This window comes from Streptomyces diastatochromogenes, from assembly GCF_002242805.1.
Lineage (GTDB): Bacteria > Actinomycetota > Actinomycetes > Streptomycetales > Streptomycetaceae > Streptomyces > Streptomyces diastatochromogenes.
In genome coordinates this window covers 57,745-71,414 of the sequence record NZ_MCGQ01000026.1, presented here as the reverse complement: position 1 = coordinate 71,414, position 13,670 = coordinate 57,745, and the positions used below count along the sequence as shown (strand labels likewise).

Here is a 13,670-nt window from a genome sequence, read left to right as displayed (position 1 = left end):
CAGGCGTACACAGGTTCGGGCGGCCTAATAGTCCGGCACGCCTCTTGGCACCTGCCGCCCCATGTCCAACACTGTCCCGATGACGCAGCGCGTAGAGCTCGCTACCGTGATGGACCGGCTGGCCGTGGACGAGTTGGTCACCGAGTACGCCGCGGCGGTGGACGACGGTGACTGGACGGCGTACCGAGGGCTGTTCACGCCGGACGGGCGGGCCGACTACCGTTCCGCCGGCGGTATCGAGGGCGAGGCCGGCCGGGTGGCCGGGTGGCTCGCCGAGAGTCTGGACCTGTTCGCGATGCGGCAGCATCTGATCGTCAACCGGCGGCTGCGGTTCGGGATCCTGGAGCACGACACCGGGGACACCGCGCGGGTGCGCGCCGACTACCTCAACCCGATGCGCTTCGCGGGCGACGGCGGCTCCGGTGCGCCGGACCTGGTGTGCGGCGGCCGGTACGACTTCGGGTTGCTGCGCACGCGGGACGGCTGGCGGCTGCGCGAGGTCGTCGTGCACGAGAAGTGGCGCCGCATGCCCGAGCGCAGCCCGGCGGCCGTGCCCGAGTGAGCCGCTGAGCCGCCCCGGTGCCCTCTGTCGGAGATCGCTTCCGGCGCGCACACTGGAGGCAGCCCAGGTAGGGAGACTCCGTATGAGGACGATCGACCGCTGGCTGACCTCCTCCTGGCGGCGCTCCGTCGTCGTCGCTCTCGCCGGTGCTCTGCCCGTGTTCGCGTTCCCGGTGCCCTCGCTGTGGTGGTTCGCGTACGTCGCCCTGGTCCCCTGGATCCTGCTGGTGCGCTCGGCACCGACCGGGCGGCGGGCGGCGTACGACGGCTGGTGGGGCGGCTTCGGTTTCATGCTGGCCGTGCACCACTGGCTGTTGCCGAGCCTGCATGTGTTCCTCTTCCTGATAGCCGGGCTGCTGAGTCTGCTGTGGGCGCCCTGGGGCTGGCTGGTCCGCAGGTTCCTGGGCGGGGTGCCGTCGCCGGGGCGGGGCGTGGCCGCGCTGCTGGTGCTGCCGTCGGCCTGGCTGGCGGTGGAGCTGGTCCGCTCCTGGCAGGGCCTCGGCGGGCCCTGGGGCATGCTCGGCTCCAGCCAGTGGCAGGTGGCCCCGGCGCTGCGGCTGGCCTCGGTGGGCGGGGTGTGGCTGCTCAGCTTCCTGGTGGTGGCCGTCAATGTCGCGGTCGCCATGCTGGTGGCCGTGCGCGAGTTCCGGATACCCGCCCTTGCCTCGCTCGTCGCCACAGCGGCCGCCACCTCGGCGGCCTGGGTGTGGTCACCCCGCCCGGACATCGACGGGCGCGTCCGCATCGCCGTCGTACAGCCCGGCGTCATGGACGGCGGCGACCGGCGCTTCGACCACGAGGAGCAGCTGACCCGGCAGCTGGCCGGACAGCACGTCGACCTGATCGTCTGGGGCGAGAGCAGCGTCGGTTTCGACCTGGGCCGCCGGCCCGACCTGGCGCGGCGGATCGCGGCGCTGTCCCGGCAGACCGGTGCGGACATCCTGGTCAACGTGGACGCACGCCGCTCGGACCGGCCCGGCATCTACAAGAGCTCGGTCCTCATCGGCCCGGACGGCCCGACCGGAGCCCGGTACGACAAGATGCGTCTCGTTCCCTTCGGGGAGTACATCCCGGCCCGCTCGCTGCTCGGCTGGGCCACCTCCGTCGGCAAGGCGGCGGGCGAGGACCGGCGGCGCGGCACCGAGCAGGTCGTGATGGACGTCGGGCACGGGCTGCGCATCGGCCCGATGATCTGCTTCGAGACCGCGTTCCCGGACATGAGCCGGCATCTCGCCGAGGACGGTGCCGACGTCCTCCTCGGCCAGTCCGCGACCTCGACCTTCCAGCACAGCTGGGCTCCGGAGCAGCACGCCTCGCTGGCCGCGCTGCGCGCCGCCGAGACCGGCCGCCCGATGGTGCACGCCACGCTGACCGGCGTCTCCGCCGTCTACGGCCCGAGCGGGCAGCGCCTCGGACCGTGGCTCGGCACCGGCGCGAGCACCGCGCGTGTGTACGACGTACCGCTCGCGCACGGCGTCACCCCGTACGTCCGCTACGGCGACTGGCCGGTGCACGGCGCGCTGCTGGTGCTGGCCGCGCTGTGCGGCACCGAGGGCGTGCGGGCGCTCAGGCAGCGCCGGACGGGTCGAGAACCGCTCGTACGACCCGCTCGCACAGCTCATGGGTCGCCAGTGCGTCACGGGCGCTGAGCACCCGGCCCGCGCGCACCGCCTCCAGGAACGCGAGGACCGCCTGCTCGATGCCGCGCTGCCGGGCCACCGGAACCCAGTCGCCGCGCCGGCGCACCGTCGGCTGTCCCTTGTGGTCGACGACCTCGGCGAGGTTGAGCACCTGGCGCTTGGTGTCCTGCCCGGAGACCTCCAGGATCTCCTCGGCCGAGCCGCTGAGCCGGTTCATCACGCCCAGCGCGGTGAAGCCGTCCCCGGCGAGCTGGAGCACGACGTGGTGGAGCAGCCCGCCCTCGGTGCGGGCGCGGACGGTGACGTCGTCGACCGGGCCCGGCACCAGGAACCGCAGGGTGTCGACGACATGGATGAAGTCGTCCAGGATCATCGAGCGCGGTTCCTCGGGCAGCCCGATCCGGTTCTTCTGCATGAGGATCAGCTCGCGCGGGTGGTCCTGGCACTGCGCGTACGCGGGGGCGTAGCGCCGGTTGAAGCCGACGAAGAGCGAGACACCGCGCTCCTCGGCGAGATCCACCAGCCGTTCGGAGTCGGCGAGTTCGTAGGCGAGCGGCTTGTCCACGTACGTGGGTACGCCCGCTTCCAGCAGCCGGGCGACGATCTCCGGGTGGGCGACGGTGGGCGCGTGCACGAAGGCCGCGTCGAGGCCCGCCTCCAGCAGGGAGTCGAGGGTCGTGTGCCGCCGGTCCTCGGGCAGGTGGAGCGAGTCCGCGACCCGGGTCAGGGTGTCGGGCGTGCGGGTCTGCAGGTGGAGGTCGACCCCGGCCTGGGTGCTCAGCACCGGCAGGTACGCCTTCTGCGCGATGTCCCCGAGACCGATGCAGCCGACCTTCACGTGCGCTCCCCTACCGCCTGTCCGCGTGTGCCTGCTCGGAAGCATACGGGGGCCGCCAGTCGGCGATGCCGTCGAAGCTCCGCAGGAACAGCGCGGGACCTGCCTTCGACAGGGCGGCGATCGCGGTGTCGCGTACGGCGACGACGGCACGGCCTCGCGCCATGTTGAGGCGGGCGACCTTGACGGCCTGGCGCCCGATCGCTGTCGTACGCGGGAGGCGGGCGGCTGTGTAGGCGGCGAGGTCGTCGGCACTGTGGGCGAGGACGATCGCGTCCTCGATCGCCTGGTTGCCGCCCTGGCCGAGCGTCGGCGGCATGGCGTGGGCGGCGTCGCCGAGGAGGACGGTGCGGCCCCGGTGGTAGGCGGGCAGGGGCCGGGCGATGTGGTGGACGTCGTGGCGCAGGACGTCCTCGGGCCGGGCGGCGGCGATGACGGCGGGGATCGGGTCGTGCCAGTCCCCGAACCGGCGCACGAGTTCGGCCTTCTCGTCGTCGGGAGCCCGCTCCCCGGCGGGGGTCATGGCGGCCGCGTAGGCGTAGACCCGGCCGTCCTTGAGCGGGTGGGTGCCCCAGATGCGACCCCGGCCCCAGGTCTCGTGCGAGGCGAACTCGGCGCCGGGCACCGGGATCAGCACCCGCCAGGTGGTGAACCCGGCGTACACCGGCCCCGGGTGGGCGGGGAACAGCGCACTGCGGACGCGGGAGTTGATGCCGTCCGCGCCGACCACCAGGTCGGCCTCCAGTTCCTCGCCGCCGGCGCTCACCCGGGCCGGGCGGGCCGTGTCCCCCGGGTCGGCGAGGGTCGCGGTGGCGGCCGTGCGGACGGTGCCGGGCGGGAGCAGGGCGGCGAGGCGGGCGACGAGGGTGGTGCGGGGCAGCAGGACCAGCGGGCCGCCGAAGCGGGCGGCGGCGGCCTCGGCGCTGGAGCGGGACAGCCACCGGCCGCCCGGGGTGCGCAGGCCTCCGTCGCCCTGCCAGTTGGCCAGGTCGCGGATCTCGTCGCCGATGCCGATGACGTCCAGGGCGCGCAGGGCGTTCGGGGCGAGCGAGATGGCCGCGCCCACCGGCTCCAGCGAGCGGGCCCGCTCCAGCACGGTGACCTCCCAGCCCCGCCGGTGCAGGGCCGCGGCCGCGGTCAGGCCTCCGATTCCGCCGCCGATGACGATCGCGCGGGCCGGCTGTGCCATGGCTCCTCCTGAAGACTACAGATGTAGTGAGCGCAACTTTACTACAGCCGTAGTGAGACGGGTAGGGTCGGCTCATGTCCGTACGCACCCCGAGCGCGTCCCGCGCCGATCTCGTGGCCGACACCGCCCTCGCCCTGCTCGCCGAGCGCGGGATGCGCGGCCTGACGCACCGGGCGGTGGACGAGGCGGCCGGGCTGCCGCAGGGCTCGACCTCGAACGTGGCACGCACCCGGCAGGCGCTGCTGGAACTCGCGGTACGGCGGCACGCCGAGCGGGAGGCGCGGGTGCTCGCGCTGGAGGAGATGCCGGACCCGCGGGGCGGGCGCGACGCGCTGGCCGAGGGACTGGCCCTGGCGGTGCACCGCTCCGTGACCGGGGGCCGCGAGCTGCTGATCGCCCGCTACGAGCTGGCCCTGGAGGCCACCCGCCGCCCCGAGCTGCGCGCCTTCTACGACGCGACCGGCGCCGTCTTCAAGGAGCAGTTGGCGGCGATGCTCACCGCCGTGGGCTCGACCGACCCGGCCCGGCACGTGCTGTCGCTGGTCGCCTGGGCGGACGGGCTGATGTTCTCGTGCGCGGCCGGTTCCTTCAGTGCCGAGGTGCCGAGCCTGGAGGAGGTGCGCAAGGGACTGCGGGAGCTGCTGGCCGGGATGCTGGGCACCTGAAACCCGCTGGTGGTACCCCGCCCGGTGTTGCGAGGATGCGGGCATGACGACGGAACGCCAGGAGCCCGCCCAGAACGCCGGTGAACGCGCCATGCTGGAGGGCTGGTTGGACTACCACCGCCAGACCCTGGCCTGGAAGTGCGAGGGCCTGACCGACGCACAGCTGCGGACCGCGTCCGTACCGCCCTCGGAGCTGTCCCTCCTGGGCCTGGTGCGGCACATGGCCGAGGTGGAGCGGGGCTGGTTCCGCAAGGTCCTGGTGGGCGACGACCCCGGCCCGATCTACTACACCGAGGAGGACCGGGACGGCGAGTTCCACCTCACCGAGGCGGACACCTGGGAGGAGGCGCACGGCACCTGGCAGGCGGAGATCGAGACGGCTCGGCGCAACGCGGCCGGCTTCGCGCTCGACGACCTCTCCCACGGGAAGAGCCGGTTCACCGATGAGCCGTTCAGCCTCCGGTGGATCTACACGCACATGATCGAGGAGTACGCCCGGCACAACGGCCACGCCGACCTCGTCCGCGAGCGGATCGACGGCGCCACCGGCGACTGAACGTCACCCTCGGCACTCCGAAACCCTCCGTACGGGGCACGAGATCACCCGTGCGGGGGGCGCAACCTCCGGTGCGCGGTGCCAATCCGGAGGCCGACCCACCAGAGTTGCCCGGGTGCATCGAACGACGACCACCGCAGCGCTCCTGGTCACCGTGGCCGTCTCGGCCCTCTCCGGATGTGTGACCGTACCGAGCCCGGCGGCGCCCGGGCCCCCGCCGGACACCGCGCCCTCGCAGCCGACCGCGCCCCGGCCGGACGGCAGTGCCGAGCCGCGGGTGGTGCAGGCACCGGCGCGGGAGGCACTGGCGATGGTCGGCCCGTCCAAGCACCCGCACCACGCCCATCCGTCCGCCGCCCCGCACCGGGCGTCGGCGGCACCGCCGGTCACCCACCGCCCACCGGCCCCGCCCGCACACCCCCGGCCGCACCCGCATCCCCACCCGGACCACCCCCGCAAGCCGCGCGTCGACCTCCCGGACGTGTCACAGCCGGTCCCGAAGGCCCCGGACGTGTGCGCTCTCGGCAAGCAGTACGGCGGCTGGCGCGGAGACAGCCCCGAGGCGGTGATCTGCGAGCAGACGTACGGCCATTGAGCCGGCCGTAGGCAGATGCAGCCTCTAGGGTGTGGGCCGCTGTCGCGGTGGTCGCCAGGAGTCGCCGTCCGGGGAGTCGTCGTCCCCCAGGCGCAGCTCCAGGCGGCTGATCGCCGCGCGTACGCCGTCGCCGTAGCCGTCGTCGGTCAGGGAGCCGGCGGCGCGGCGGGCCCGGCGCAGATGGCTGCGGGCGGCCTCGGCGCGGCCCAGCTTGACGTAGTCGGCGGCCAGGTTGAGGTGGAGCGAGGGGAAGAAGGCGCGGACGCTCAGCGGGTCACCGGCGCCCCGGCCGTCCGCCAGCTCCTCGGCCGCCGACAACGCCCTGAGGTCCCAGGCCAGTTCGTCGGACGGGTCGTCCTGGGTGTCGGCCAGGTAGTGGGCCAGGGTGCAGCGGTGCAGCGGGGCGCCGTGCTCGCCGACCTCCGCCCACAGCTGGAGGAAGCGGTGCCGGGCCTCCTCGCGGTCGCCGCCGTGATGCAGCATCACGACCTGCCCGATCCGCGTCAGCACGGCATCCGGCGCCGCCTGCTCCTGTCGCTCCGCCACGGTGCCCTCCGGGCCGTCGTCGGTGTGTCCGCTCCCGACGCTAACCGGCCCCACGAGGATTGCTGGTCAGGCGGCGCCGTTGCACTGTGGACCGGTGGTCGGCCGCGGGGGCGTGGTGGGCTGGTCGCGCCCCGCGGCGGAGCCGCACGGGGATGCGGCCCGCGCCCCTCGGGGAACTGAGCGGCCGCGGGCTGAGTCGTACCGCGGCCGCGGGCAGTCGTGCCCCACGCACCCGTCAGCCCAGATTCGGGACCCGCCAGTCGATCGCCTCGTGGCCCTGCGCGGCGATCGCCTCGTTGATCTGCGTGAACGGGCGGGAGCCGAAGAACTTCTTCGCGGACAGCGGCGAGGGGTGCGCGCCCTTGACCACGACGTGCCGGCTCGCGTCGATCAGCGGGAGCTTCTTCTGCGCGTAGTTGCCCCACAGTACGAAGACCGCCGGGTCGGGCCGGGAGGCGACCGCGCGGATGACGGCGTCGGTGAACTTCTCCCAGCCCTTGCCCTTGTGCGAGTTGGCCTCGCCGGCCCGGACGGTGAGCACCGCGTTGAGCAGCAGCACGCCCTGCTCGGCCCACGGCATCAGATAGCCGTTGTCGGGGACGGGCAGGCCCAGCTCCTCGTGCATCTCCTTGTAGATGTTCCGGAGGGAGGGCGGGGTCTTCACTCCCGGGCGGACGGAGAAGCACAGGCCATGGCCCTGGCCCTCGCCGTGGTACGGGTCCTGGCCGAGGACGAGGACCTTGACCTTCTCGTACGGCGTCGCCTCCAGCGCGGCGAAGACCTCCTCGCGCGGCGGGTAGACGGGGCCGTTCGCCCGCTCCTCCTCGACGAACTCGGTCAGCTCCTTGAAGTAGGGCTGCTGCAACTCGTCGCCCAGAACCCCGCGCCAGGACTCGGGCAGCATGGCGGTGTCGGTCACGTCAACGTCCTCACGATGTGCGGTCACTTGCAGATCTCAGAACCTACAGGCGACCACTGACAACCGGTGCCGCACGCCGGAATCACCAGCTGGTCTTGCGGTGCAGCTCCCACATCATCATGATCGTCGACGGGTCGAGGGCCTGCTCGCCGCCCGAGATGTCGTCGTTGGCCGCCACGAACTGCCTCCCCTGCCACAGCGGGAGCAGCCGGGCGTCGTTCTCCATGATCTGCTGGGCCGCCTCCAGGTCCTTCACCACCTTGGCGCGGTCGCCCTGGGCCCGCGAGCGGGGCAGCAGCACCGAGGTGATCTGCTTGGAGTCGTAGGGGGTGCCGAGCGCGTTCTTCTCGCCGACGAACGGCGCGATGAAGTTGTCCGCATCGGGGAAGTCCGGGAACCAGCCGCGGCCGAACACCGGGTACTCGCCCTTCTGGTAGCCGACCACATAGGTCTTCCAGGGGCGGCTCTTGAGGGTGATCGTGAACAGGCCGGAGTCCTCCAGCTGCCGCTTCAGCTCCTGGAACATCAGGGCCGTCTCGGAGCCGTAGCGGTCGGTGGTGTACCAGAAGGTGAGCGGGACGCGCTGGGTGATGCCCGCGTCCAGGAGGATCTTGCGGGCCTTGGAGACGCTGGGCTCGCCGAAGTCGTCGAAGAAGTCGGTGGAGTGGCCGGTGAGGCCCTTGGGGACCATGGAGTACAGCGGGTCCACGGTGTCCTTGTAGACCTTGTGCGCGATGGCGCCCCGGTCGACGGCCTGGGCGATGGCCCTGCGGACGGCGGGCTGCTTGGCCCACGGGTCCTTGGGGTTGAACACCAGGTAGCTGATGTCGGTGCCGGTGCCGTCCACCAGCTGCAGGTCGGTGTCGCCGTGCCGCTGCAGGGCGATGATGTCGTCGGCGGCCAGACCGCGGTAGGTGACGTCGATCTGCTTGTCGCGCAGCGCCTTGACCATGCTCGCCGAGTCCTGGAAGTAGCGGATGGTCACCTCGTCGTTCTGCCGCTTGGCGAAGCCGTCGTAGTGGTCGTTGCGGACCAGGACGGCCTTCTCGCCCTCCTCGTAGGACTGCAACTGGTACGGCCCGGAGCCGTAGACCTTGGTGTCCTTGCGCAGGGAGTTCGCGGGGTAGTCGTCGGGGTCGACGATGGACATGGCCGGGGTGGCCAGCACGAACGGGAAGGTGGCGTCGGGCTGGTTGAGGTGGAAGACCACCTCGCGGTCGCCGACCGCGTCCACCGAGTCCAGGCTGCCGAGCAGGCCGGCGGGTCCGCCGGGGGCGTTGATGGTGCGGATGCGGTCGATGGAGTGCTGGACGGCCTTGGCGTCCAGCGGGTCGCCGTCGGCGAACTTCATGCCCGCGCGCAGCTTGCAGCGGTAGGTGCGGCTGCCGGAGTCGGTGAAGGAGCAGCTCTCGGCGGCGTCGGGCTGCGGGGTCGTGGCACCGTTCGGGTAGGCGAGAAGCGTCTGGAAGATGTTCCGGTACAGCTCCCAGGAACCGTCCCAGGCACCGGCCGGGTCCAGCGTGCTGGGGGCGCTGGTGGTACCCACGACGATGGGTCCCTTGCTGCCGGGATCGCCGTCGGACAGCAGGCTGCAGCCCGCCACCAGGGATATGGACGCGATCGCCGCGACTCTCCGCAGGAATCGGTTCCGGTTGAACACGCGCACGCTCCTCGATCTGCCATACCAAGGGTCGGCAGACCATACCGCAGCGTCCGGGGCTCTGAACCACCCCCGGGGCGGGCGTTCTTGATCGATTGTGTTATGACGACGTTGTCATCGCGCTGTGCGGACCGTGTGAAGCGTTTCGGGCGCCGTTCCGCTGGGAAACGGCGCCCGAACGAGACGGGTCGGCAGAGCCGGTCAGGCGCCCACGCCGGCGTTGAGGAAGATGCCGCCGTCCACGACGAGCGTCTGGCCGGTGACCCAGTCGGACTGCGCGGAGGTGAGGAACGCGGCCGCCCCGCCGATGTCGGAGGGCACGCCGAGCCGGCCGAGCGGGTAGGCGGCGGCCGCCTCCGCCTCCCGGCCCTCGTACAGGGCCTGGGCGAACTTGGTCTTCACGACGGCCGGGGCGATCGCGTTGACCCGCACCCTGGGCGCGAACTCGTGCGCGAGCTGCTGGGTCAGGTTGATCATCGCGGCCTTGCTGACGCCGTAGGCGCCGATGAACGGCGAGGGTGCGAGGCCCGCGATCGAGGCGATGTTGACGATCGCGCCGCCGTTGTCCTTCTGCCAGGCGTGCCAGGTCTTCTGGGCGAAGCCGAGCGCCGAGATCACGTTGGTCTCGAACACCTTGCGGGCGACGTCCAGGTCGAGGTCGGCGATCGGGCCGAAGACCGGGTTGGTGCCCGCGTTGTTGACCAGGAAGTCGACGCGGCCGAAGGCCTCCATGGTGCGCTCGACGGCCTCGGCCTGGTGGGCGAGGTCGTGGGCCTTGCCGGCGACGGCGATGACCCGCTCGGCGCCGAGCTGCTCGACGGCCTCCTTCAGGGCGTCCTCGTTGCGGCCGGTGATGCACACGCGGTCACCGCGGGCGATCAGCGCCTCGGCGACGCCGTAGCCGATGCCGCGGCTCGCGCCGGTGACGAGCGCGACCTTGCCGGAAAGCTCCGGGAGTTCAGTCATGTCCGTGTTCCCCAATATCCCTGAATGCCCTAGTTCAGCGGTCCGCCGGCGACGTACAGCACCTGGCCGGAGACGAAGCCGGCCGCCTCGCCTGTGAAGAAGGCGATGGCGTTGGCGATGTCCTCGGGCTCGCCGACGCGCTGCACCGGGATCTGGGTGGCGGCGGCCTTCTTGAAGTCGTCGAAGCCCATGCCGACGCGGTCGGCGGTGGCCTTGGTCATCTCGGTGGCGATGAAGCCGGGGGCGACGGCGTTGGCGGTGATGCCGAACTTGCCCAGCTCGATGGCGAGGGTCTTGGTGAAGCCCTGCAGGCCGGCCTTGGCGGCCGAGTAGTTCGCCTGGCCGCGGTTACCCAGCGCCGAGGACGAGGAGAGGTTGACGACCCGGCCGAAGCCCGCGTCGACCATGTGCTTCTGGACGGCCTTGGTCATCAGGAACGAGCCGCGCAGGTGGACGTTCAGGACGGTGTCCCAGTCCGAGACGCTCATCTTGAACAGCAGGTTGTCGCGGAGCACGCCCGCGTTGTTGACCAGGATCGTCGGGGCGCCCAGCTCCGCCGCGACCCGGGCGACGGCCGCCTCGACCTGCGCCTCGTCGGAGACGTCCGCGCCGACCGCGATGGCCTTGCCGCCGGCCGCGGTGATCTTCTCGACCGTGTCCTTGCAGGCGGCCTCGTCCAGGTCGATCACGGCGACCGCGCGACCCTCGGCGGCCAGTCGTACGGCGGTGGCGGCGCCGATACCGCGCGCCGCGCCGGTGACGATCGCGACCCGCTGTTCAGTGGTGGACATTGGTGCTTCTCCTCGCCCTTGAGAGAACCTGTCTGGCTCTTGAGAGAACCTGCCTGGTGCGGTGAGCGACCGCTTAGTACCTTCAGCACCCGTGACGCTAGAAGCCCTGGCACCCGGTGTCAACGGGACACCGGGTGGTGTGATCCATTACCTCACCAGGAGGTCCAGCAGGCGCTCGGTTTCGGCCGCCGGATCGGCGGTCAGTCCGGTGTGCACGGGGCCGGGCTGAACGATGGTGGAGCGGGGCGCGACCAGCCAGCGGTAGCGGCGCCCCGCGTCGTCGCCGGCCGCCTGTCCGGCCTCCTCGCCGCCCGCGCAGTGGCGCTCGACGGCACCGAGCGCGGCCCGCACCCCGGCCACGTCGGCCGCCGGGTCGAGGGCGAGCAGCCGGGCCTCGTCGAGATGGGTGCGCGCGCCGACGTAGGCCTGGGCCCGGCAGTAGACGACCACGCCCGCGTTGATGCACTCGCCGCGCTCCACGCGGGGTACGACCCGCAGCAGGGCGTACTCGAACACGTCCCGGTCGCCGCCCTGGCCCGCCCGGGTGATGTGGCGCTCGGCCACATGGCCGGCCATGTGAATGTGGGTCTCGCTCACTTGCCCTCCTCGATACCGGTGATGCGCTCGGCGACGACGGCCGCCCGGGCGAGCAGGGGCCGCGTGTAGGCCCGCCGCAGGTCGTCGGGGGTGTCGAAGCCTGGCTCGCCGGCCAGCCAGGCGTCGGGGATCTCGGCGGTGACCTCGGCGAGGAGGTCCTCGGTGACCTTGGGGGCCAGCTCGGCCGCTGCGGCGGTCACGGCCGGGGCGAACCGGGCGAGGGCGTGGTCGGAGGCGTCGTAGGGGCGGGCCGCGGAGGCCTCGGCGGAGGGCCAGTTGTGGTGCCAGATCATCGTGGCGCCGTGGTCGATGAGCCACAGCTCGCCGCGGTGCACGAGGAGGTTGGGGTTGCGCCAGGAGCGGTCCACGTTGTTGATCAGCGCGTCGAACCAGACGATCCGCCCGGCCTCCTCCGGGCTCACCGGGAAGGCGAGCGGGTCGTAACCGAGGGCGCCGGAGAGGAAGTCCATGCCGAGGTTGGTGCCTCCGCTGGACCGCAGCAGCTCCTGCACCTGCTGCTCGGGCTCGCCGAGCCCCAGGACGGAGTCCAGCTCGACGGTGACCAGGCGGGGCATCCGGAACCCGAGCCGGCGGGCGAGTTCGCCGCAGACGACCTCGGCGACCAGTGTCTTGCGGCCCTGTCCCGCGCCGGTGAACTTCATGACGTACGTCCCGAAGTCGTCGGCCTCGACGAGCCCCGGCAGCGAGCCGCCCTCACGCAAGGGCGTGATGTAGCGGGTCGCCGTGACCTCTTTCAACATTTTCCCAGGCCATCCGTCTCTTCAGCCTTGCAATCCACGACCAACTTCGGAGGAGCGCAGTAGCGGGAAACGCCCGTAAGCGGCCCTGGGGAGAATCTGGGGAGTTTTGACCGGCATGCAGATTTCCCTGTCTCCCCAGCAGTCCGTCAATGGCCGTTCGCCCCTTGCTTCCGGCCTCCGGCATGAAGTGAGCATAGTAACCGAGGGTGATCGCGGGCGAGGAGTGCCCGAGCCACCGCGCCAAGGTCACGACGGACTCTCCCGCCTCCAGCATGATCGAGGCATAGGTGTGCCGCAGCACGTGGAAGCCGTCCTTCGGGGCCGCCGCCCACTGCCAGGGTTTCGCTCCCTCGGCGCGCGGCGGGATGATTCCGGCCTCGGCCAACGCGGGCTTCCAGGTGTAGGTGTTCCACGTGTTCACCGCGACGGCGTTGCCGAGTCGTGTGGTGAGCAGCAGGGAGAACTTCCTCCCCTGCCCCCCCGGCTTCCCCCACGGAAGCTCCACCTCCACTGGTGGGAACGCTTCGACATGGCGCTTCAACTCCTCAGCCACCGAGGAGGGCATGTCGACGGTACGGGTCTTGGCTCCCTTCGGCAGGGCGAAGTACAGCCTTCCCCTGATCGCCTGGATTTGGCGGCGTACGTGGAGGACGCCTCGCGCGTAGTCGATGTCCTCCGGGCTCAGCCCGAACACCTCGCCCTGACGGAGTCCGCACCCCAGGCCGACTACGACGGCTATCCGGTTTCGCGGGCTGATCACGTCTCGTACTCGCAGCGCCCTCTCCAACGGCCAAGCCTCGCGTCGTTCTTGTGACGCCTTGGGCCACCGCACGGACTTCGCGTGCATGGGGTTCCTGGCAAGCCGCTTGTCATCGACAGCCGCCTCCAGAATGGAGGACAGCTCGGACAGGATGCCGCGCCGGTAGTCGACCGAGGAGACAGTGGCCTCCAACTTCGCTATGTACGCACGCAGATCCGCCGCCGTGATGTTTCTTAGCGGGCTCTCGCCCAGGTGCGGAACGATATGAAGGCGCACTCTCCGCTCCTGGTTGTCCTGAGTCTTCGGAACACCTCCCTTGCCCGGCGCCCAGTGCATCGTGATGTAGTCGGCCAAAGTGATGGATCCGTCACGCGGGTCTACGAACTCGCCCCGCTCCTCATCCGTCGCTGCCCGACGAAGCCACGCCTTGGCGTCCTCCAGGGTGTCGAAGGAGCGATCCCGGACGCCAGGTATGCCGGCGACCTTGTACCGCTTACCCTTGCCGTAGCGAGCGGTTCTCTCCCTTTTTCCGGTCACGGGGTCCTTTTTCTTCTTGACCCAGCGATCTTCTATGTAGCCAGCCAGATGGGCCTCCTTGATGACGGGGGTGGCAACGACGCTCTACGACA

At 71.3% G+C, this 13,670-nt stretch carries 15 protein-coding genes; 5 read left to right on the top strand and 10 right to left on the bottom strand.

The genetic code is table 11. The annotated features are described in order from the left end of the window. Positions 1-79: 79 nt before the first annotated feature. Both BEK98_RS28585 and lnt read left to right on the top strand, forming a co-directional pair. Positions 80-562 carry a nuclear transport factor 2 family protein gene (locus BEK98_RS28585; RefSeq protein WP_094219564.1) on the top strand — a complete coding sequence of 161 codons (483 nt, stop codon included), beginning with the start codon at positions 80-82 and terminating at the stop codon, positions 560-562. An 82-nt stretch (positions 563-644) separates the two neighbouring features. Next, the gene (lnt, locus tag BEK98_RS28580) at positions 645-2,210 is read left to right on the top strand and encodes an apolipoprotein N-acyltransferase (RefSeq protein WP_094219563.1); all 1,566 of its coding nucleotides are present in this window, start codon (positions 645-647) and stop codon (positions 2,208-2,210) included. Here the strand turns inward: lnt and BEK98_RS28575 are convergent. Together BEK98_RS28575 and BEK98_RS28570 are read right to left on the bottom strand one after the other, a co-directional pair. Continuing rightward, positions 2,128-3,039 (bottom strand): Gfo/Idh/MocA family protein, encoded by a 912-nt coding sequence (locus tag BEK98_RS28575; protein WP_094219562.1) that lies wholly within the window; start codon positions 3,037-3,039, stop codon positions 2,128-2,130. The genes lnt and BEK98_RS28575 overlap by 83 nt on opposite strands. A 10-nt stretch (positions 3,040-3,049) precedes the next feature. After that, entirely contained in the window at positions 3,050-4,225 is a 1,176-nt protein-coding gene (locus tag BEK98_RS28570; protein ID WP_094219561.1) for an FAD-dependent monooxygenase, read from the bottom strand. A gap of 74 nt (positions 4,226-4,299) precedes the next feature. Between BEK98_RS28570 and BEK98_RS28565 the strand changes: the two genes are divergently transcribed. The 3 genes from BEK98_RS28565 to BEK98_RS28555 all read left to right on the top strand — a co-directional run bounded on the left by BEK98_RS28565 (position 4,300) and on the right by BEK98_RS28555 (position 6,041). Continuing rightward, positions 4,300-4,890 carry a TetR/AcrR family transcriptional regulator gene (locus BEK98_RS28565; protein ID WP_094219560.1) on the top strand — a complete coding sequence of 197 codons (591 nt, stop codon included), beginning with the start codon at positions 4,300-4,302 and terminating at the stop codon, positions 4,888-4,890. Between the two features lie 43 nt (positions 4,891-4,933). Further along, positions 4,934-5,446 (top strand): DinB family protein, encoded by a 513-nt coding sequence (locus BEK98_RS28560; protein ID WP_094219559.1) that lies wholly within the window; start codon positions 4,934-4,936, stop codon positions 5,444-5,446. Between the two features lie 115 nt (positions 5,447-5,561). Beyond that, positions 5,562-6,041, top strand: coding sequence for a hypothetical protein (locus tag BEK98_RS28555; RefSeq protein ID WP_094219558.1), 480 nt, complete (start codon positions 5,562-5,564; stop codon positions 6,039-6,041). A 24-nt stretch (positions 6,042-6,065) separates the two neighbouring features. Here BEK98_RS28555 and BEK98_RS28550 read toward each other — a convergent pair whose 3' ends face one another. From BEK98_RS28550 to BEK98_RS28515, 8 genes are all read right to left on the bottom strand, one after another. Beyond that, complete coding sequence (locus tag BEK98_RS28550) at positions 6,066-6,587, bottom strand: tetratricopeptide repeat protein (protein ID WP_094219557.1); 522 nt, start codon at positions 6,585-6,587, stop codon at positions 6,066-6,068. Between the two features lie 235 nt (positions 6,588-6,822). Then, a complete protein-coding gene (ung, locus tag BEK98_RS28545; protein WP_094219556.1) occupies positions 6,823-7,506 on the bottom strand; it encodes a uracil-DNA glycosylase in 684 nt (227 codons plus the stop codon). Between the two features lie 82 nt (positions 7,507-7,588). Beyond that, on the bottom strand, positions 7,589-9,166 hold the full coding sequence (locus tag BEK98_RS28540; protein WP_094219555.1) for an ABC transporter substrate-binding protein: 1,578 nt from the start codon (positions 9,164-9,166) through the stop codon (positions 7,589-7,591). A gap of 201 nt (positions 9,167-9,367) precedes the next feature. Continuing rightward, positions 9,368-10,132, bottom strand: coding sequence for an SDR family oxidoreductase (locus tag BEK98_RS28535; protein WP_094219554.1), 765 nt, complete (start codon positions 10,130-10,132; stop codon positions 9,368-9,370). A gap of 29 nt (positions 10,133-10,161) precedes the next feature. After that, complete coding sequence (gene fabG, locus BEK98_RS28530) at positions 10,162-10,923, bottom strand: 3-oxoacyl-ACP reductase FabG (RefSeq protein WP_094219553.1); 762 nt, start codon at positions 10,921-10,923, stop codon at positions 10,162-10,164. Between the two features lie 147 nt (positions 10,924-11,070). After that, the gene (locus BEK98_RS28525; RefSeq protein ID WP_094219552.1) at positions 11,071-11,520 is read right to left on the bottom strand and encodes a DUF3037 domain-containing protein; all 450 of its coding nucleotides are present in this window, start codon (positions 11,518-11,520) and stop codon (positions 11,071-11,073) included. Next, a complete protein-coding gene (locus BEK98_RS28520; RefSeq protein ID WP_094219551.1) occupies positions 11,517-12,281 on the bottom strand; it encodes a HipA family kinase in 765 nt (254 codons plus the stop codon). Before BEK98_RS28520 ends, BEK98_RS28525 begins: the two co-directional genes overlap by 4 nt. Then, entirely contained in the window at positions 12,235-13,626 is a 1,392-nt protein-coding gene (locus tag BEK98_RS28515) for a tyrosine-type recombinase/integrase (protein ID WP_244202050.1), read from the bottom strand. Before BEK98_RS28515 ends, BEK98_RS28520 begins: the two co-directional genes overlap by 47 nt. Positions 13,627-13,670 lie beyond the last annotated feature (44 nt).